Genomic DNA, 19,731 nt, shown 5'->3' on the forward strand with positions numbered 1-19,731 from the left:
GGCGCGGTGCGGACGTCGGGCTCACGGTAGACCGGAAGCGGCGCGCATCCGGCACCATGACCGGACGCGGCCATTCCGTGAAAGGCGTTCAGCGGTCGTAGCGGGCGGGCTGGTTGATGGCCGCGTAGAAATCGCGGCTTCCCCGGGTGGGATGGCGGAGACGGCGGAGCAGCGCGGACGGATATTCGATGAGCCAGTAACTGAGCGTCGCGGCGGGCAGCACGGCGGCGAGCATGACGACGAACGCCAGCGGGAACGCGGACTGGCTCGTCGGGATCAGCCCGGCCCGGTCCAGCGTGATCATGATCGGCTCGTGCCACATGTACACGCTGTAGCTGACGAGCCCGATCGCGGTGAGGACGCGCGAGCGCAGCAGCCGGTGCCACGCGTTGTCGCCCGACGCGTGGACGGTCGCGTAGATCAGCGCCGTCCACAGCACCGCGCAGATCGGGTGGTAGAAGATCGCGAACGGGCCTTCCGGCGTGTCGGCCAGGAACGTCAGCAGCACCAGCGCGACCGGGACGGCCAGCCGCACCAGCCGCGCGGCGGCCGGTTCGAGCCGTCCCCGGTCGCCGAGCCCGACCATCACGACGGCCAGGAGCATCCCCGCGCCGAACGCGTGGAAGCGCGCCTGCGGACCGAAGTACGCGGGCCATTCGGTGACGGGAATGTGCAGGCCGTACCGCGCGACGGCGAGCCAGAGCACGGGCACGACGTACAGCGCCAGGCAGCCGGCGGCGCAGATCAGGATCCGCCGCGAGCGGTCCTCGACCCGCGCGCACGCCCGCGCGGCCAGCGGGCCGAGCAGGACGAGCGCGCCATAGAACATGATCTCCAGCGACATCGACCAGGACGGGCCGATCGTGTAGAAGATCCGCTTCTGGTCGAAGACCTGGGTGAACGTCAGGTGTTCCAGCAGGTCGCGCCAGTCGCCGGGCAGGCGCGGGTTCCGCGTCGCCCAGACGAACAGGATCGCGCACCAGTACAGCGGCAGGATCCGGACGGCCCGCCGGAACAGGAACGACTTCGCGGGCTGGGCGTTCGTCCGGTCGATCGCGGCGCGGGCGTACGACAGCGTCAGCAGGAACGCCGACAGGACGAAGAAGAGATCGACCACCTCGAACGACAGCATCGCGGCCAGCAGGCGGTTCTCCACGGGCGGACGGGCGCCGTCCGGCCCGTACCGGGTGTAGTGCTGCCAGACGTGGAACAGGATCGTGCTGATCGCGGCCAGCCCCCGGTAGCCCTCCAGCTCCCGGACCCGTCCGCCGCGCGGCGCGCCCTCCGGCGGGTGCTTGGGCAGTTCGGGCACGCGCGCCGAGGGCACCGGACGCGCGACGCCGTTCAACGCCGCCATCAGCCGTCGCCCCGCGCGGTCCGCGGCGTCACCCGCCACTGCCGGACGCCCAGCAGTTCCTTCAGATGGGCGTTGCGCGCGACCTGGTTCTTGAAGTGGCCGTAGAACAGCGCCGACATGACCAGGTACAGGAAGAACCAGGACTTTCGCTTCTTCACGACGGGCGCGGCGAGGCGGTACGCGAACGCCGCCTGGATCGGTCCGGTCGCGACGGTGAACAGCGTGGCCAGCAGGAACAGCGGCACGGCCCAGTTGAGACGGTCGACGCCGCCGACCCGCCACACCGAGTAGATCAGGATCGGCAGCATCTGGAGCGTCAGCCACGGCTGCACCTCGCGCCAGCCGAGCAGCATGAAGAACCCGAACCGCTGGCGCGAGGTGAACGAGCGGGAGAACAGCAGCGAGCGCAGGTATTTGCGGGATACCTGCGACCACCCCTGCGCCCACCGCGACCGCTGGTGCCACAGCGCGCGCAGCGTCGTCGGAGCGAGTTCGCGGGAGACCAGCTCGCGGTCCGAGGCGATCTTGGCGCCGCCCTGCAGCGCCCGCATCGTGGAGTCGATGTCCTCGGTGAGCATCGCGCCGTGCATGCGGGTGGACGCGAGCAGCTCCGTCCGCCAGAAGCCGTTCGAGCCGCCGAACAGCCCGAACTGGAACATCCGCGCGCGGCCCGGGTGGCTCACCGCGTAGATCGCCTCGAACTCGACGGCGACCATCCGCGCCACCCACGAGCTGGCGCCGTTGCGCGGCGCGCAGTGCCCCTGGACGATGTCGTAGCCGTTGGACAGCCAGTTCCACGCCAGCCGGAACGCGGCCGGGTGCGGGTGGTGGTCGGCGTCGAAGATCCCGACGAACTCGCCCCGCACCTGCGTGATCGCGGCGTTGAGGTTCTGCGCCTTGGACGTGCTGCCCTGCACCGGCAGCAGCACGAGCCGGGGGTCGCGGCGGGCGATCTCGCGCAGCGCGTCCTCGACGGGCAGTGGACGCGGCGTGTTGTAGGCGAGCACGATGTCCAGCTGGCCCGGATAGTCCACCCGCAGGAACGACTCGACCGTGTCCACGATCGTCGCGGCCTCGTTCGGCAGGTACGCGCAGATGATCGCGCTCGCCGGCGGGTACGGCGCGGCGGGCGCGGCCGGACGCGGCACCGAGTCCAGCGCGTACAGGCACTCCAGCACGACGAGGCCCGCCGAGAGGACGAGCGCGCCGGACACGACCCAGTACATGAGCGGCCCGGCGTCCCATCCGATCTGCTCCAGCAGGACGTAGCCCGCGAGCGGCACGCCGACGCCGAGCAGCAGCATCAGCACCGGCGACAGCACGGGCATCAGCGCCCGCGCGAGCGCCTGGAGCGGTCTTCGCCGCTCCTGGTCGCCGCGCATCCACGGCTCGTACCGGACGGGCTGCAGGTCGCGGTGGCGCGCCGCCTCCGTCGCGGCGTTCGCCGCCCGCTCCAAGATGGTGGCGTGGTCGCCGTTCCCGGCCAGCGGGACCCAGCCGATCAGCGGCGTGAGCAGGACGTTCTCGTTCGCGACGACGAACCGCGTCCCGGCGACCGCGTCGGCGAACTCGCGCAGGTCGTGCTCGGCGGTGTGCGCGTCGACGCCGGGCAGCAGCATGAGCAGCTGCCCGCCCTCGTGCCAGCCGAACCGGTCGCTGGCGCGGCCGAGCCGTTCGGCGACGCCCGCCATCCGCTCGGCGACCTCGCGGCGCGCCCGCGACCCGAGCCGCGCCTCCAGCGCCTCCATCTCGGCGACCCGGACGACCGCGACGACGCCGCCGCGCGGCCCCGGTTCCGGCCGCTGCAGCTCGCGGTCGACCTCGTCCAGGAAGTGCTGGCGGGAGTACAGGCCGGTGCCGAGGTCCATCGGCAGGTGCTCGACCGGGACCGGCACCCGGCGCAGCTTGGCCTCGACGCGGGCGAGCAGTTCGTCCGGGTCGGACGTGTCGTGGACGCAGTCGTCGGCGCCGCTGCGCAGCTCGGCGACGACGCCCTCGGGGCCGGGCACCGGCGTGACGACGACGAGCGGCGCGGCGCGCCCGGCCGGGACCCGGCGGACCTCCCGGACGAGTTCGTCGCCGCCCTCGTCGCCCGCGAGCGCCACGACGGCGTCCGGCGCGGCCATCTGGACCTGGCGGCGGACGTCGCCGGGCACGGCGTGCTGGACGTGGTGGCCGCCTTCGAGCAGCGCCTCGCACACCCGGTCCAGCCGGGGCCCCGGCGGGCCGACGGCGAGGACCTGGGCGCTGGTGTGGGGGGCCGTCCGGATCCGCGAGCGGGGGGACGGCGGCGGATCCGGAACGGCCCTGATCTTCGGTGCCGCGACGGGTTGGACCGGTTCAACGGGCGGGGCGACGGGAGCGGGCAGGAACGGCGAATCGGGCTGGGCGGGGGGCACGGTGAAACTCCTTCGCTGCTGGGAGAGGGCGGCGAATCGTCCGCCATCGTCCCCGACCCGTCCCGAGAAGGCATCATGCTTCATTGAGTCATTTGCCCAGCCGCTTCACCTGGCGGTAACAATCCCGCACGTTCCGTCACGGAAATGGCGGGCCGTGCGCCGCTTTTCCGCCCGGCCGGTCACCCACCGTGATCTTCGCGCAGATCGCGCAGGTCGCGTTGCATGCGGGCGACGTCCGCGCCGCCCGCCATCTGCCGGACGAGTTCGTCCAGCGTGATCCGCCCGGCGTCGGCGTCCACGGCGACCTCGCCGCGTTTCAGGACGACGAACCGGTCGCCGACGGCCCACGCGTGCTGCGCGTTGTGCGTGATGAGCACGACGCCGACGCCCTGCTTCTTGGCGCGCACCGCATAACGCAGGACCGTTTCGGCCTGGCGGACGCCGAGCGCGGACGTCGGCTCGTCCAGCAGCAGGACCCGCGCGCCGAAGTACACGGCCCGCGCGACCGCCACGGACTGCCGCTCACCGCCGGAGAGCGTCGAGATGGGACGCTCGGGATCGGCCAGCCGGATGCCGATCGACTCCAGCTGCTCGCGGGTCACGCTCCGTGCCGTCCGCTTGTCGAACCGGGCGAACGGACCCCGGCCGCGCACCGTTCGCGGCCCATGAAGAAATTCCGGTAGACGGGCAGCACGGGCACCATCGCGAGGTCCTGGAAAACGGTCGCGATGCCTTTCGCGAGGGCGTCCTTCGGGCTGGAGAAGGCGACCGGGACGCCGTCCACGGCGAGCGTCCCGGTGTCGGGCGGCGTGACGCCCGACAGCAGTTTGATGAGCGAGGACTTTCCCGCGCCGTTGTCGCCGAGCAAGCACGTGACCTGGCCGGGACAAACGCGGAGGCTCACGCCGTCCAGCGCCCGGACCGTCCCGTAGGACTTGCTCACGTCCCGCGCCTCGAAGACGGGACCGCCGTTCTCACCGGTCATCGCGCAACCGCCGCATCGTGAACTCCCGGGCCGTGTTGTTGGCCAGGACGGCGACCAGCAGCAGCGCGCCGAGCAGGGCCTGGAACCAGTTGGTGTCGATGTTCGTGAAATAGAAGCCCTGATAGACGAGCCCGAAGAACAGGGCGCCGAAGACCGTCCCGACCGGCGTGCCGAGCCCGCCGAACAGGAACGTTCCACCGATGACGGCCGCGACGATCACCTCGAACTGGAGGTTGCTCCCGTCCGCCGCGTTGGCGGTGTTGGAGCCGAGCGCGGCGAGGACGCCCGCCAGCGCCGCGCCGAGCGCGGTGAGGACGAACATCAGCACCTTCACCCGCGCGATCGGGATCCCGGCGCGCTGGGCGGACTCGCGGGCGCCGCCCGTCACCGAGATCCAGTTGCCGAAGCGGGTGCCGATCAGCAGCCACGCGGCGAGGACGCTCAGCGCGATCCACCACACGGCCGAGACGGGGATCCACGCGCCGAGGTCGCCGGAGAACAGCCGCAGCAGCGGGTCCCCGGACAGCGCCTCGTTGACGCCCGCGACGGTCGTCCCGCCGAGGCCGCCGTTCGCGATCGCGGCGGCGCCGCCGGCGACGATGAACATGGTCGCGAGGGTGACCAGGAAGGACGGGATGGGTGTCCGGACGGACAGAATCCCATTGACCAGCCCGATCAGCCCGCATCCGCCGAGCGCCAGCAGCAGCGCTGCCCACAGCGGCCAGCCGTGGACGACCGGGTACCCGAACATGATCTCGGCCGCGCCGACCATCGACCCGACCGACAGGTCGAACTCGCCGGCCACCATCAGCAGCGTCATCGGGGCCGCGACGATCCCGATCGTCGCCGAGACCTGCAGCACGTTGCGGATGCCGAGCGAGGACAGGAACCCCTCGTCGCCGCCCGCCAGCGCGAAGATCGCGAAGACGACGACCGTGCTGGCGACGGCGGTCAGCTCGGGGCGCAGGAACGCGCGCTGGACGCGGTTGCGGTCGGGTGCGCGCCGATGGTCGGCGGTCAGGTGCCGGACGGCCATGGCTAGTGGATCCCTTCCGCGGCGGCCTTGAGGTAGTCCGCGAGGTTCGTCCGGGTCACGACGATCGGTCCCGTGGCCATCACCGGGTCGACCGGCCGCAGCCCGTACCGGACGTACTGGTCGCAGACGAGCGCGGCCCAGTAGCCCTGGAGGTACTGCTGCTGGTCGAGCGCGAACGCCAGCTCGCCGTCCTTCACCGCGCCGAGGATCTGCGCGTTGGTGTCGATGGTCGCCCAGGTCGTCTTCGCCGCGCGGGCTCCGGTGGCCGTGCGGGCGGCGAGCTGCGCGGGGGTGAAGACGACGCCGGTGGTGAAGACGGCGTCGATGGACGGGTCGCGCGCCAGTTTCGCCTCGATGGACCCGGCGATGGACGCGGCCGTCCCCGCCGCCTCCTTGAGCGACATGTACAGCCACGTTGTGTTGCCGGTGTAGCCGGACTTGAATCCGGCGTTGCGCTGGTCGGTGAGCGGTAGCGAACCGGGCGTCAACGTAACGACCAGCGGGTGTTTGATGCCGCGCTTGGCGAGTTCCTGGCCGCCCATTTTGCCCTGCAGCGTCTCGTCCGAGCCGATGTAGGTCAGCGCGCCGTACTTCTCGGCCTGCTGGTAGCCGGCGTTGGCGAACACGACCGGGATGCCCGCCTTCTGGGCCTTCTGCACCTCGGGGCCCTGCGCAGACGGGGTGTCGAACGTGACGATCAGGCAGTCGGGCTTCTCCGCGACCGCGTTCTGGAGCATCCGCTTCTCCTGGGCGGGGTCGCTCGCCTTGGTGTTGGCCGGGGCGCCCTGGAAGATCGCGTTGTCGCCGAGCCGCTTGCCCGCGTCCTTGTAGCCCTTGACGATCGGCGCGTCGAACGGGGTCGGCTGGGGGACGTCCCGCACGTAGATGATCTTGAGGCTGCGGCCGGTCGCGCCCTTCGCGGCGCCGTCGGACGCGCCGCAGCCGGCCGCGCAGGCCGCCAGCGCCGCCGCGGCGGCCACGCCGGCCGTCCAGCGGGCGCGGAGCCGCCGGGTGGTGAGGGATTGCTGCACTGTGGTTCCCCTTCTCCGGGTGGGTCACCCCGGGCTCGGCGGCGTGTGACGCAGCTCACGAGGGGGGTGGTGTCCGACTATCTGCCCAGGCAGGGGGCTGTGTCAATAGATTCTTGTCAGCCTTGAAAAATTTTTCGGGCCATGCGATCGTGCCGGTATGCGAGAGATTTCGGGCCGGCGCGCGCCCGGCCGTCCGGGCGCGGCGGCGTGAGCGCCGGGGTGCGCGGGCACGTCGCGTCCGGCTACGCGACGGTGCGGGACGCGTTCGCGGTCCTGGCCGACGCGGACCCGACCTACTGCGCCCAGTTCACCGCCTACCGAAACAATGTTCCGGTTGTCGATCTGACGTGCGGGCCGTGGGCCGAGGACGCGCTGCTGCCCGTCTTCTCCTGCGGCAAGGGGGCCATCGGCGTCACGGTGGCTCACCTCGTCGAGCAGGGGAAACTCGATCTGGACGCGCGTGTCGCCGACTACTGGCCCGTCTTCGCCGCCGCGGGCAAGGAGGCCGTCACCGTCCGGCAACTGCTCTCGCACCAGGCCGGGCTGCCGACCGTGGACGGCGGGTACACCACGGCCGAACTGCTCGACCACGACGCGCTGGCGGAACGCCTCGCCGCGCAGCGGCCGTTCTGGCGGCCCGGCGCCGCGTTCGCCTACCACGGCGTGACGGTCGGGGTGCTCGCGGACGAGCTGGTCCGCCGCACGACGGGACGCACGCTCGCCGAGGTCTTCCGCGACGACATCGCCGCCCCGCGCGGCATCGACGTGCATCTCGGCGTCCCGGAGTCCCTCGACGCGCGCGTCGTGCCGGTCGACCTGCCCACCGACGCGGAGCTGACGGCGGGCCTGGCGTCCGTCCCGATGAGCGCGCCGGACTCGCTCGACGCCCTGGTCGCGCCGTCGGACGCCGGGCCGGTGTGGACGTGGGTCAACGGCGTCGCGGCACGTCGCGCGGGCCCGGCCGCGCTCGCCGGCCTCGCGACGGCGCGCGGCCTCGCCCGGATGTACGCGGCGCTCGGTCACGCGCTGGACGGCCCGGCGCTCGCGTCGCCCGACGTCGTCGCGCAGGTGTCCCAGCTCCAGGTGGCGGGCGACGACCTTTTGTCCGGCCTGCCGTTCCGCTACGGGATCGTCTTCCAGCGCCCGGTGGAACCCCGGCTCGCCTACGGCAGCTTCCAGGCGTTCGGCCACGACGGTCTCGGCGGCTGCGTGGGCGTCCGCGACCCGTACTACGACCTGTCGTTCGGTTACACGGTGAAACGCATCGTGCTCCCGCCGCGCTGCGATGCCCGCGCGCTGCACCTCATGCGGGCCGTCCGGGCGGCGCTCGCCTAGTACGCGAGGCGAGCGCCGCCCGGCGTCAGCCGAGGGCTTCCTTCTTGAGGACGTGGGCGCTGGGGCGAATCACGCGGTCCCGGCCGATGATGCCGAAGGACACGTCGTAGCCGCGCAGCCATTCGTAGTTGTCGACGCCCGTCCAGTGGAAGAAGCCCCGGACGTCCACGCCGTTCACGATGGCCTCGTTGACGAGGGCGAGGCCGTCGCGGAGGTAGTGCGCGCGCAGATCGTCATCGTCGGTGCCGACGCCGTATTCGGCGACCAGCAGGGGAGTGCCGTTCAGCTCGGCGTGCAGTTTCTCCAGGACGAGACGGAGGCCGTCGGCGGAGACCGCGTAGCCCATGTCCGACAGCGGCGCCTCGGGCGGGTACGGGACGGACTCTCCGTCGCGGATTCCCGTGATCCGGTAGTACGAGAAACCGATCAGGTCGAAGACGCCCGCCAGATGCGGCGCGTCGATCGGGGGACGGTCGCGGACGCGCAGGACGCCGTCCCGGACGAGCCCGATCCACGCGTCCCAGTGGTCGGCGAGATGGTTCTTCACGCGCTCGGCCGTCTTCTGCGAATCGTCGAGCGCGACGGGGACGGAAAGGCCGTAGATCGAGGCCACGGGCTTTCCGGTGCCGCGCAGGATCCGGGCGGCCTCGGCGGTGGCGAGGTGGATTCCCTCGGACGCGCGTCCGAACAGTTCGGCGTCCGGACGGGCCGGAGGAAAGGGACCGCCGCCGTAGGTGATCCACGGGTAGTAGTTGGGCTCGTTGACGGGCTGCCATCCCGCGACGAGGTCGCCGAACGTTTCGGCGACGAATTCGACGTGCCGCGGCCAGTGCTCGCGCCAATGGTCGTCGCGGGTGAATCCGCCGGGCTCGGCGAACCATCGGGGGAGCGTGAAATGGTGCAGGCAGAGCCACGGGGTGAGGCCCGCGTCGGCGGCGGCGCCGAGGATGTCGCGGTAGCGCGCGACGGCGGAGCGGTCGTGCCGCCCCGGCTCGGGTTCGAGCCGCGCCCAGTCGACGGACATCCGGTGGTGGCGGAGTCCGAGCCCGGCATAGCGGGCGAAATCGTCGGCGTACGCGGTCGCGAAGCCGTTGCCGTCGCCGGAGCGGGGGGCGCGTCCCTGCCGCTCCCAGTCCCACCAGTCCGAGGCGGGCGCGGCGCCCTCCGCCTGGGTCGCCGAAGCCGCCGTTCCCCACATGAAGTTCTCAGGCCAACGCATGCTGGCACCCTGGCACGCGCCCCAAAAATTTTCAAGGCTGTCAAAAACGGCCGCTGCCTGGCACGATGACTCCCGGGTCCCGACGGCCCTGTACGGTTCCGTCAAGAAATCGCGGCGAGAGGAGGACCGGTGGCCGACGGTGCGACCGAGCGGACGGTTCCGGCCGCGCAGCGCAAGACCGCCCCGGCGGACGGCGCGAAACGCCAGCCGCGCGGCGAGGCCCGCCGGCAGGAGATCCTCGACGCCGCCATCGAGGCGCTCGCCCGCAAGGGCCAGCGCGGGCTGCGGCTCACCGAGCTGGCGGACGGCCTCGGCCTCAAGCACTCCAACCTGATCTACTACTTCGGCAGCAAGGACCGCCTGCTCGGCGAGGCGGTGGAGGAACGGGAAAGGCGCGAAAGCTGGTTCTACGAGGCGCACGCGATGGTCAGCCTCGCCGAACTCCCCGAAGCCGCCGAACTCATCATGCAGAACGCGCTGTTCACGCGGCTGTACGTCGTGCTCGCCGCCGAGAGCCTCGACCCGGACGACAGCCTGCACAATTTCTTCGTGCGCCGGTACGAACGGGCGCGGCAGCGGATCGTGACGGCCGTCGAGACGGACAAGCAGGTGGGGAAGATCCGGGACGACGTCGACGCCCGGCAGGTCGCCCACGAAGTGATCTCCATGATGATGGGCCTGGAGATCCAGTGGCTGATGGACCCGGAGAACGTCGACTACCTCGGCGTCATGCGCGCCTACACCGACGGCCTTTTCGAGCGCTTCGGCACGGCATAGGCGCTCTTGCCCGCGTTGCGCGGCGCGTTTTGTGGAACATTCTCGTCCGGCCAGCTCAGCGGCGGTGACCGGCCGTCCTTAATACCTGTCGTTACGGGTTTATTAATGCGTCCGGCGCTGATCTGGGCGGGCCGGTCATGTGATAGTTGGGCCGATCAATGGCTGTCCGCGCGTCCCCCCTTGCGGAGGTACAGAAATGCGACGAGTCATCCGGGCCTTCGCCGTCCTCGCGGCCGGAGTCCTGGCGTCCGCCGGCCTCGCGGCCCCGGCGGTCGCGGCACCCGACTTCCAGGTCCCGTTCGCCTGCGGAACGGTCGTCACGGCGGCGACGTTCTCCGGCCACAACCCGCCCTATTCCGTCGACTTCCAGAAGGACGGCATCACGGGAATGCCGGTGCTGGCCTCGGCCGGCGGCACCGTGACCCGCGTCGCCGACGAGGGCTCTACCAGCTACGGCAAGTGGATCGAACTCGACCACGGCGGCGGCTACCGGACCCGGTACGCGCACCTGTCCGCGCAGCAGGTGTCGGTGGGGCAACAGGTGTCCCTCGGGCAGCAGATCGGCAAGGCGGGCGCGACCGGCAACGTGACCGGCCCGCACCTGCACTACGAGCAGCGGCTCAACGGGACGACGCAGAAGGCCGTCCTGGACGGCGTGGCCGTCCCCTACTACGGCCACACCGACTTCACCAGCCACAACAAGTGCGGCGGCAACCCGTACACCGCCGCCGAAGTGTGCGGCTCCGGCTACGCGGTCATCGACTCCTACGGCCTGACCGGCGGACGGGTCTACCTGCTGTACGCGTCGTCCACGGCACGGAACTGCGTGGTGACGCTCAAGTCGACCAACGTCGGCACCCCGTCCGCGGTGTCGGCGCACCTCCAGGTGGAGGGCGGAACGACGGTCACCGATTCGGGCAACTTCGCCTACTACGCAGGCCCGGTGTCACGTGCGGCCGGAGGCCTGTGCGTGAAGTGGGGCGGATCGGTCGGCTCGTCGTCGTACACCAGCCCGTTCGAGCACTGCGGCTGAGAAGGACGCCATGCTGAAACGTCTGGCAGGCGTCGTACTGACCATCTTCCTAGGGCTGGCCGCAGCGTCCCCCGCATCAGCGGCCCTGCCGTCGGTGGACATGGAGGCGGTCGTCAAAGCGGCCCAAATCGACCCCCGCCGCGCCGACAACACCCTGACACCCGGCGCGAAGGCCAGCGTGCTGCTGGTCGAACAGGCCCTGGACGCCCGGAACTTCCTGGACCCGGCCTACGTGGACGGCTACTTCGGCACGAAGACCATCGACGCCTACGCCGCCTACCAGCGCTCCCTCGGCTACACGGGCCTGGACGCGTCTGGCCTGCCGGGCCGCACATCGCTGCGGACGCTGGGCGAGGGCCGGTTCACGGTCGTCCGCGAACTGACCCCGGGCTCCAGGACCACGTACCGCGGAGCCACAGTCAACACCCGCACGAAGTCGATGCTGGCCGAAGCCGAACGCCTCCTGAACCGCGAGTTCGTCATCACCCAGGGCTCCTACAACCCGGGCGGCGACCCGTCCTCGGCCGGCACGCACGACGGCGGCGGCGTCGTGGACCTCTCCGTCTCCGGCATGACCACGGCAACACGCACCACAGTGGTGCGGACGCTGCGCGAGGTCGGCTTCGCAGCCTGGCTCCGCACCCCGTCCCAGGGCGACTGGGGCTACCACATCCACGCGGTGGCGATCTCCGACACCGACCAGTCCCCCCAGGCCCAGCACCAGGCGGGCGACTACTACCTGGGCCTGAACGGCCTCGCCGACCGAGCCCCCGACGACGGCCCGTCCGTCCAAAAACTGACCTGGGAGGAATACCAGCGCTCCTGACAGCCGGACGGCCGGGCTCCAACAGCCTGGCCGTCCGCGCCCAGGGGGACGGAACCGGCCCGTCGGCAAGGGCGTCCGACTACCGAATCGCGGACCTCCACGGCGGTGGAGCCTTTCCTCCCGGCAGGGGAACACCATGAGATTCCGGCTGTTCGGATCCCGCTCATCTCATAGCGACGCACGCCGCCTCCAGGCCTTTCTGGACGAGCGGATCGGCCACGTGCCCGATGACATGTTCGAGGCCTTCGAACGCCTCTACCAGTCGTGCAAACTCAGCGCGGACGAGCAACTGCGGTCGAGCAAACGCTGGCAGCGCATGTACTACTCACTAGGCGTCCCATCCGCGGTCCTGGCAGCAGCATCCGGCGTAACGGGACTGGCCTTGACAACGGGCCGAGTTCCCGCGGGATTCATCGCGCTCGTGGCCGCGGGCCTGACCGGCGCGGCCACCTCCCTGTCACCCGTCGACCGCCAGCAGAAGAGCGACATCCTCCACGCCTCCTGGGAACGCCTGGCCGGCCAGACGAGCACCCACCTCATCCACATGAAGGACCGAAGGCGCTGGGAGGAACCGGACGCCCCGGTCAGCGCCGAAGACCTGAACCGATACCTGCACCTGATCGACCTGCGCTCCCGCCTGCTCCGCGGCGACACCAGCGCGTTCCTCAACCAGGAGGGCCCACCGGCCTGACACCGCCGAACCGGTTTCGCTCGACGCGCCTGCGGGGCGGACGGCCGGTCGTTCGCGGCCGTCCGCCGAACCGGGCTACTTGGGCGGCATGAGGACGGAATCGATGATGTAGACGGTGGCGTTGGCGGTCTGGACGTCGCCGCAGACCACGTTGGCGTCGCCGCCGACCTCGTACGAGCCGCCCGAGCCGCTGGTGGTGAGCGGCTTGCCCTGGAGCGTCGTGAAGTCCCCGGACGCCAGGCCGCCGGGGGCGATCCGCCGGCCGACGACGTGGTAGGTCAGGATGCTCGTGAGGGTCTTCTTGTCGGCCAGGACCTTGTCCAGCGTGGCCTTGGGGATCTTCCCGAAGGCGTCGTTGGTCGGCGCGAACACGGTGATGTTCTCGGCCGAGTTGAGGGTGTCCACCAGCCCGGCCTTCTTGACGGCCGCGACCAGCGTGGACAGCGCCGGGTTGTTGGACGCGGCGGTGGCGACCGGATCGGCCGACATCCCCGCGAAGCTCCCCTTCCCGGACGCCGGGACGGCCGAGCAGCCCGGCCCGAACGGCTTGCCGGACACCGGCGCCGCCGTGCTCGGCGCGGGCGTGCCGGAGGCGTCGTCCTTCTCGTCCCCGGAACAGGCGGCGGCCCCGAGGACCAGGGCCGAGAGGGCGAGGACGCCGGCGGTGACGCGGATGCGGTTCATGGAAGTTCTCCTTGGTCGAAGGGTGAGACGGGCGAGGAAGGGCGGGATCAGACCACGGTGACCACCACCGAATGCCGGCCGGTGGCGCCGTCGGGGAACGGCGGCGCGCGGTGCGCGGGCTGCGTGCGCCCGGTGCCGTCGGCGGCCCGGACGCGCAGCGTGTGCGAGCCGGGCGCGGCGTCCCATTCGGCGGCCCACTGCCGCCAGGTGTCCGGACCCGGGACCGGAGCGAGCTGGGCCGCGCGCCAGGGACCGTCGTCCACCTGCCACTCCACGGCGACGACGCCGCGATGCTGCGCCCACGCCGTCCCGGCGACGACGACCCGGCCGGCGCGCACCCGGGCGAACGGCCGGGGGACGTCGATCCGGGAGAAGGTCTTGACGGGCGCCCGCTCGGCGTAGCCGCGCCGCGTCCAGTAGGCGCGGTCCGTCGCGAACCGGGTGACCTTGAGGTCGACCACCCACTTGGTCGCCGACACGTACCCGTACAGGCCCGGCACCACCAGCCGGGCGGGGAACCCGTGCGCGACGGGCAGCGGTTCGCCGTTCATCCCGACGGCCACCAGGGCGTCCCGGCCGTCCAGCACCGCCGCGAGCGGGGTGGACAGCGTCATGCCGTCGGCGCCGCGCGACAGGATCTGGTCGGCGCCGGCGCGCACGCCCGCGCGGCGCAGCAGCCCGGCCAGCGGGGCGCCGAGCCACCGGGCGTTCCCCGCCAGGTCGCCGCCGACCTGGTTGGACACGCACGCCAGCGTGATGTCGCGCTCGACCAGCGGGAGGCCGAGCAGGTCGGCGAAGGACAGTTCGACCGGGCGCGCGACCAGGCCGTGGATCCGCAGCGTCCAGTCGCGCGGGTCGACCTGCGGGAGGGTGAGCGCGGTGTCCACCCGGTAGAAGTCCGCGTTGGACGTGGTGAACGACGGCATCCCGGGCGCTCGCACCTGCGCCCCGTCCGGGACCGGACGGGCGGAGCCGCGCGGCGGGGGCAGGCGGAGTCCCGCGCGGACGCCGGCCACGTCGCCGCGGCGTGCCAGCAGCCGTCCCGCCGCGCCCGCGGCGACCGCCGCGACCGTGAGGCCCGCGCCGGTCAGCAGCACCCGACGGCGTGCGGCGGCGTCCGGACCGGTCGCCGGGTTCGCCGTCCGCGTCAGCAGGACCAGCGCGGCCATGCCGGCGGCGGTCCCGACGACGGACGGCAGCGCGTCCCAAGGTTCGGCGGTGGGACGGGTCAGCGCGGCGAGGACGCCGACCGCTCCGAGAACGGCGAGCCCGGCCAGTCCCCGGCGTGCGCGGAACCGGCTGAGCGATCCGATCGCCGCCGCGATGACCGCGATCCCCGCGGCGAGGCCGAGCAGCAGCACCGTCTTGTCGTCGCTGCCGAACCGGCGGATCGCGACGTCCTTGAGCCACACCGGAGTCAGGTCGACGAAGCCCGCGCCGACCGCGAGGACCGGCGCGGAGCCCGGACGTCCGAGCGCCCCGGCCGCGAGTTCGGCGGCGCCCATGCCGACTGCGGCGGCCGTCAGCCCCCGCGCCGCCGCGCCCGCCCACCCCGGGCGCCGGATCTTTCGGATGTCCTTCACACCCGGTGTTCGGGACCCGCCGCCGAGGGGATGGGCGCCGATTTCGCTCGGGGACGCGACCCATCCGCGCGCCCCGTCGCATCGAACCAGGGGCGTGGACAGCACCGATTCCGAATCCCGCGCGGCCCGCGCCCGGCCCGCGCCGCACGACGACCGGGCGGACCTCGCCGCCCTGCTCGCCCAGGTCGCCCGCGGTGACCGGGACGCGTTCGAGCAGGTCTACCGGCGCCTCGCCGCGCCGGTCTACGGAGTGGCGCTGCGCGTCGTCCGCGATCCGGCGCAGGCCGAGGAGATCGCCCAGGAGGTCCTGGTCGAGGTGTGGCGGAAGGCGTCGCACTACCGCCCGGACCGGGGCAGCGCCACCGCGTGGGCGCTGACCGTCGCGCACCGTCGCGCCGTGGACCGGGTCCGCTCGGCCCAGGCGACCCGCGTGCGCGACCAGCGCGCCGCCGTGCCCGACCGGGACTACGACCAGGTCACCGAGACGGTCCACACGCACCTGGACCACCAGCAGGTCCGGCGCTGCCTGCGGGGGCTCACCGAGACCCAGCGCGAGTCGATCACGCTGGCGTACTACGGCGGCTACACCTACCGCGAGGTGGCCGAACTCCTGAACGTCGGCCTGGCCGCCGTCAAGACCCGGATGCGCGACGGGCTCATCCGGCTGCGCGACTGCCTCGGAGTGCAAGCATGAGCCACGACGCGCACACCCTCGCCGGGCCGTACGCCCTGGACGCCCTCGGCGCCGGGGAACGCCACCGCTTCGAACGCCATCTGCCGGGCTGCGCGACCTGCGCCGAGCAGGTCGCCGGTCTCCGCGAGACCGCCGCCCGCCTGGCCCTGGCCGCCGCCGTTCCGCCACCGGACACCCTGCACGAACGTGTCATGACACAGATCGACGGCATCCGCCAGGCGCCGCCGCCGCTGCGCTCGCCCCGGCGGTCGCTCGGCCGCGTCCGCCGTGTTCCCGGGCGGCTCGCCGCCGCCGCATGCGTCATGCTCACCCTGGTAAGCGCCGGCGCGGCGGCGCACTGGCGCGGGGACGCTCGCGACGCGCAGGAGCTCAACCGCCGCATCACCGCCGTCCTGGCCGCGCCCGACGCGCGCGTCGCCACCGTCCGGGCCGCCGCGGACGCCGGCGGCGGCACGCTCACGCTCGTGGCGTCCCGCTCCGGCGACACCGTCCTCGTCACCGCCTCGGGCCTACGGCCGCTGCCCGCCGCGCGGACCTACCAGCTCTGGTTCCTCGGCTCCGCCCGGCCGCGCCCCGCCGGGTTCCTGCCCGCCGCCGGTCGCGGACCCGTCCTCGCGGCCGGTCTGCGGGACGCCCGGCGACTCGGCGTCACCGTCGAGCCCGCGCGCGGATCGTCCCAGCCGACCGGAGCGCCCGTCGTCACCGTCCCGCTCGACTGAGCGGACCCGCCGAGAACGCGCACAGGCCCCACCGGCGGGTGGGGCCTGAAGGCTTCGCACATGAGTTTTCGCAAGGGGCGGTGCGCCGTCAGGGACTTGAACCCCGAACCCGCGGATTAAGAGACGCCTCCACCCGCCCCGAACGGTCCCGCACTGTGCCGAAACAGACCGTTCCGTCCATGTCGATACCATTCCGCGTGCCAAACGATGTTGACCCGTCCCGGTACGGGTCGGGGGCGCCGAGCGAACAACGAGCGAACCCGGCCGCCGCCAATCCCGGCACCATGCCACATAGGTTCACGTCAATAGGACGACCGCAACCTATCGCATATGCCCGCAAGCATCCCTGATGGGCGATCCGTGCCGCCTGGCGGTGGGTAGGGACGACAGCACCGCCACACCGCGGGTGTAGTCGCGTCGGAGGGGTGTCAAGCCAGCCGACGCGTCAAACCTTCATCAGGGGATGCCCGATCCATGCCGCATGGTGTGGCTCCAGCGGTGTAGCGTCTGACCTAAAACTGGGAGAACGGCACCGAACGGGTGGATATCCTATGGGGCATGAGGATCGCAGCCAAGCGAATTTTCCGGGAGAGTCAACTTCTCGGAACGAACTCTCGGGACTGGTCGCAGGGTCGGTGTTTCAAGTAGGAGTAATTCACGGAAACGTGAACATCCCTGGAATAGTCAGCTCCCCGGAGACGGATCCCAACCCGCAGGCGCTATCCGAAGACATGCGACGGTCGGCCCATGCCTGGCGGGTGAGGTTGGCTAACGTCGACTTGGTCAACTTTCCTCGGGCTGCGATGCTCGCCGGAACCCCGTTGATGCAGCTGGCGAAAAGAGCAGGGATCGATACAGCGAAGCCGTTCCACGGGCAAGGACTGGCACCTGGCTACTTTGTGGAAATGGCCAGACCTCTATTCGAGACCTGGGACCAAGAGGCGGTAGTGATCGACGACCGCACCATAGGCCGGGTGAGCCGCGGTACGTTGGTGTCATTTGAAGCCTCCATGCAATGCGTCAACCCTCCGAAGGTACCTGCGGAGCCCCCCTCAGGTGACTTCGCCGACGGCCCCCACCTCGTCTGCCAGGTCGGCGACCATGGGCTGGTGGTCAGCTTCGACCCGCAGTGGCTCACCACGACGACTGCAGTAACGACGCTCCATGATGCCGCCCAGGACCCACAGGTCTTCGCTGGACTGGGGTACGTGGCCGCCGTGTGGGACGGCCGGATTCGAGTCTCGGCCCTTGTCTTCGGACAGCCGCAATCCGATGTTCAGGCTATGTTCGAATACGCGACGTCTGCGACGCTTCCGGTACCGCACGAACTCAAGGTCGCTGACTTTCGTAACGAACTGTCCTCGGAAGGACAGATGCCGCTGTGCGTCGACGTTTCACAGAGGAAGGAAACTATGGAACGCCTGGGTGTTGTACTGTTCTTCGCCGAGGACCAGGTCATGCCTGGCGACATTGACTGGGAGGTGTTGCGTCAGGTAGTGCGGGTGGTTCCTGAGTATCGGCGCGATCTGGGCGTGGCTGTGGCGAGCTTCTACCCTCCGAGCGGCGTCGGAGCCCGTGACGTTGCCGCGCATCTTCTCGCACGAGAGCCTGCTCTATGGAAAACCTTTACGATACCTGGACTAGCAACGCTGATCGGTTCGCGTAACCTCGCCGTCGCTGTTGTCGCCGGTGTCACCCGAGATCAAGCCGCGGATATCGACGAAGCGATGCGGAAAGAAGCAGCCGCTTACCTCGGATCAGTGGAACTCGACCGGACCATGCCTATGCAATGTCTCTTCCCCACAAAGGATCGCTACCACCTGGTCGATGGTGAACTGCGCCTGCGCTACAGCGTCAGTGAAATGGTTGACGCAGAAGCCAATAGTGAGGATTTGGATGAACGTCTGGAGGAGTGGCGTGAGAGAGAATTGTTCCGCACTGTCGTCTGGGAAGAGAACGCGGAACAGTCTGCGGTTGACGAACACGAAGCGGCGATGATTATCGGGGCGTGGCTGCAAGAACCGGGAGGTAGCGCTGCTACCTAGCGAGCGCATCCCGCCCGCCGGTGCTCCGATTGGTGGCCTTCGGATGGAGTTAAGGTCCGAAAACCTCGTCGCGTGTAGGCACTATCGATGAGGTCGACCGGTGTGCTGCTGCGCTCCCGCTTCGCACGTTTGGAGGATTGGTTCTGATTGCGTCCAATGGGAATTTATGACGGGATGGCCAGCGCGGGGACGCGCGACAGCGGCACCAGGTAATCACCGACCAGGTCGGCGCCGGCTGCGCATCACCTTCGGCCCTATCGACCTGCGCGCCAGGACCCGCATCCCGCTTGAAACTGTGCCGCTCTTCATCGACCCCGGTGTTCACGGCCCTCTGACGGTGTACTGGCCAGCGGCGGGGCTCGACGCGCACGGCGCAACCACCGGCTCCGTTGAACTGGCCGTCGTCCCTCCAGCCTGGATTTCGGCGAATGGTTCGCTGGCCCTGGCGCCGACCCGAGCTGATCCCACAACGTCTTGCTGCAAAAGCTGCACTCGAAGTCGCAGCACTTGGTGACCTGAATGATCACCGACAGTGGAGCCGTCGTCTCGGCGGCGAGTTGACGGGGGTCCAGGTCCGCGCCCAGGGCGAAATGGTGACCGCGCATGAAGCGAATCGGGCCGGTCGGTTCGGGCGTCGGACGGTCGGGGATGGCGGGCATTCCGAGCATCGTCATGGCAGTTCCTCTGACTGGTTGGAGCGGGATGGGTGGTCGGCGTGCTGCAGGCCCGGACGTGGAGACGATCGAGGCAGCGACCGTAGGACCGGTGCCAACTCGGCGAACTGGGGCAAGCGGAGAACGTTGGCGTCGGTCGGAGGTATCACCCATCTGGCCTGGCCGTCGAACGGAGTTCCGCCCGACGGAAGCGTGATCAGGTGGCCCGGACCGAGATAAGTGAGCCCGTCCGTTCGTGCCAGCTCGGTCCACGGGCTGCCCTGACGCGGGCGGACCAGCAAGCTGAGGGCGTCGCCGTCCGACATCACCGGTGCGAGCCACGCTCCGCGGTCGGCGAGCACGTCCAGGACGGCGCGGCCGATCGGGGACGGCATGCTGATCACGTCGAACATGGCGCCGGTCGGGACGACGATGTTCGCGTCCGGCCGCGAACCCCACCACCGATGGACGCGGTCAGGGTCGACGGTCGGAGTCACCACCTCGTCGATCCCGGAAGATCCGCCGTCGCCAAGCGTCGCGGCGGTCCCCGCCATGACCGGCCAGTTCCACCGCGCGTACATGAGGGCGGCCTTCAACGGAGTGATGGTCGGTTCAGGGGTGGAGTCACGGTGGACGGATCGGTCGGCGTGGTGGGGAGGACACC

18 protein-coding genes are annotated in these 19,731 nt (G+C 70.8%); 8 read left to right on the forward strand and 10 right to left on the reverse strand.

Annotated elements, in window-relative coordinates; genetic code table 11:
• Positions 1-88: 88 nt before the first annotated feature.
• The 6 genes from GQ466_RS03640 to GQ466_RS03660 form a co-directional block, all read right to left on the reverse strand.
• Positions 89-1,357: an acyltransferase family protein gene (locus GQ466_RS03640; RefSeq protein WP_161101321.1), complete on the reverse strand. Its 1,269-nt coding sequence runs from the start codon at positions 1,355-1,357 to the stop codon at positions 89-91.
• Positions 1,357-3,756 carry a glycosyltransferase gene (locus GQ466_RS32620; protein ID WP_202419955.1) on the reverse strand — a complete coding sequence of 800 codons (2,400 nt, stop codon included), beginning with the start codon at positions 3,754-3,756 and terminating at the stop codon, positions 1,357-1,359. Before GQ466_RS32620 ends, GQ466_RS03640 begins: the two co-directional genes overlap by 1 nt.
• A 179-nt stretch (positions 3,757-3,935) precedes the next feature.
• Complete coding sequence (locus GQ466_RS32190) at positions 3,936-4,358, reverse strand: ATP-binding cassette domain-containing protein (RefSeq protein ID WP_337193303.1); 423 nt, start codon at positions 4,356-4,358, stop codon at positions 3,936-3,938.
• Positions 4,355-4,741: an ATP-binding cassette domain-containing protein gene (locus GQ466_RS32195; RefSeq protein ID WP_272917921.1), complete on the reverse strand. Its 387-nt coding sequence runs from the start codon at positions 4,739-4,741 to the stop codon at positions 4,355-4,357. The genes GQ466_RS32190 and GQ466_RS32195 overlap by 4 nt, the downstream gene beginning before the upstream one ends.
• A complete protein-coding gene (locus GQ466_RS03655; RefSeq protein ID WP_161101323.1) occupies positions 4,731-5,777 on the reverse strand; it encodes an ABC transporter permease in 1,047 nt (348 codons plus the stop codon). Before GQ466_RS03655 ends, GQ466_RS32195 begins: the two co-directional genes overlap by 11 nt.
• Before the next feature lie 2 nt (positions 5,778-5,779).
• Entirely contained in the window at positions 5,780-6,808 is a 1,029-nt protein-coding gene (locus tag GQ466_RS03660) for a substrate-binding domain-containing protein (protein ID WP_161101324.1), read from the reverse strand.
• Between the two features lie 207 nt (positions 6,809-7,015).
• On the opposite strand from GQ466_RS03660, the gene GQ466_RS03665 reads away from it, so the two are divergent.
• The gene (locus GQ466_RS03665; RefSeq protein WP_161101325.1) at positions 7,016-8,143 is read left to right on the forward strand and encodes a serine hydrolase; all 1,128 of its coding nucleotides are present in this window, start codon (positions 7,016-7,018) and stop codon (positions 8,141-8,143) included.
• 25 nt (positions 8,144-8,168) lie between these two features.
• Here GQ466_RS03665 and GQ466_RS03670 read toward each other — a convergent pair whose 3' ends face one another.
• A complete protein-coding gene (locus tag GQ466_RS03670; protein ID WP_161101326.1) occupies positions 8,169-9,362 on the reverse strand; it encodes a family 1 glycosylhydrolase in 1,194 nt (397 codons plus the stop codon).
• A gap of 129 nt (positions 9,363-9,491) precedes the next feature.
• On the opposite strand from GQ466_RS03670, the gene GQ466_RS32625 reads away from it, so the two are divergent.
• From GQ466_RS32625 to GQ466_RS03690, 4 genes are all read left to right on the forward strand, one after another.
• Positions 9,492-10,139, forward strand: a complete 648-nt coding sequence (locus GQ466_RS32625; RefSeq protein WP_161101327.1) for a TetR family transcriptional regulator — start codon at positions 9,492-9,494, stop codon at positions 10,137-10,139.
• Between the two features lie 196 nt (positions 10,140-10,335).
• Positions 10,336-11,172 carry a M23 family metallopeptidase gene (locus GQ466_RS03680; RefSeq protein ID WP_161101328.1) on the forward strand — a complete coding sequence of 279 codons (837 nt, stop codon included), beginning with the start codon at positions 10,336-10,338 and terminating at the stop codon, positions 11,170-11,172.
• A 10-nt stretch (positions 11,173-11,182) separates the two neighbouring features.
• Positions 11,183-11,998 carry a peptidoglycan-binding domain-containing protein gene (locus GQ466_RS03685; protein WP_161101329.1) on the forward strand — a complete coding sequence of 272 codons (816 nt, stop codon included), beginning with the start codon at positions 11,183-11,185 and terminating at the stop codon, positions 11,996-11,998.
• Positions 11,999-12,134: 136 nt separating this feature from the next.
• Positions 12,135-12,689: a hypothetical protein gene (locus tag GQ466_RS03690; RefSeq protein WP_161101330.1), complete on the forward strand. Its 555-nt coding sequence runs from the start codon at positions 12,135-12,137 to the stop codon at positions 12,687-12,689.
• A gap of 75 nt (positions 12,690-12,764) precedes the next feature.
• Here the strand turns inward: GQ466_RS03690 and GQ466_RS03695 are convergent, their stop codons facing one another.
• Positions 12,765-13,373 (reverse strand): fasciclin domain-containing protein, encoded by a 609-nt coding sequence (locus GQ466_RS03695; protein WP_161101331.1) that lies wholly within the window; start codon positions 13,371-13,373, stop codon positions 12,765-12,767.
• A gap of 47 nt (positions 13,374-13,420) precedes the next feature.
• Positions 13,421-14,956 carry a molybdopterin-dependent oxidoreductase gene (locus tag GQ466_RS03700; RefSeq protein WP_337193304.1) on the reverse strand — a complete coding sequence of 512 codons (1,536 nt, stop codon included), beginning with the start codon at positions 14,954-14,956 and terminating at the stop codon, positions 13,421-13,423.
• Positions 14,957-15,050: 94 nt separating this feature from the next.
• Here GQ466_RS03700 and sigK point away from each other — a divergent pair, with 94 nt between their 5' ends.
• The 3 genes from sigK to GQ466_RS03715 all read left to right on the forward strand — a co-directional run bounded on the left by sigK (position 15,051) and on the right by GQ466_RS03715 (position 18,414).
• Entirely contained in the window at positions 15,051-15,650 is a 600-nt protein-coding gene (gene sigK / locus GQ466_RS03705) for an ECF RNA polymerase sigma factor SigK (RefSeq protein ID WP_337193305.1), read from the forward strand.
• Entirely contained in the window at positions 15,647-16,369 is a 723-nt protein-coding gene (locus GQ466_RS03710) for an anti-sigma factor (RefSeq protein WP_161101333.1), read from the forward strand. Before sigK ends, GQ466_RS03710 begins: the two co-directional genes overlap by 4 nt.
• Positions 16,370-17,034: 665 nt before the next feature.
• A complete protein-coding gene (locus tag GQ466_RS03715) occupies positions 17,035-18,414 on the forward strand; it encodes a hypothetical protein (protein WP_161101334.1) in 1,380 nt (459 codons plus the stop codon).
• Between the two features lie 670 nt (positions 18,415-19,084).
• On the opposite strand, the gene GQ466_RS03720 is transcribed toward GQ466_RS03715, so the two are convergent.
• On the reverse strand, positions 19,085-19,663 hold the full coding sequence (locus tag GQ466_RS03720) for a bifunctional DNA primase/polymerase (protein WP_161101335.1): 579 nt from the start codon (positions 19,661-19,663) through the stop codon (positions 19,085-19,087).
• Between the last annotated feature and the right edge of the window lie 68 nt (positions 19,664-19,731).

This window comes from Actinomadura rayongensis (assembly GCF_009831215.1).
In the GTDB taxonomy this organism is placed as follows: domain Bacteria; phylum Actinomycetota; class Actinomycetes; order Streptosporangiales; family Streptosporangiaceae; genus Spirillospora; species Spirillospora rayongensis.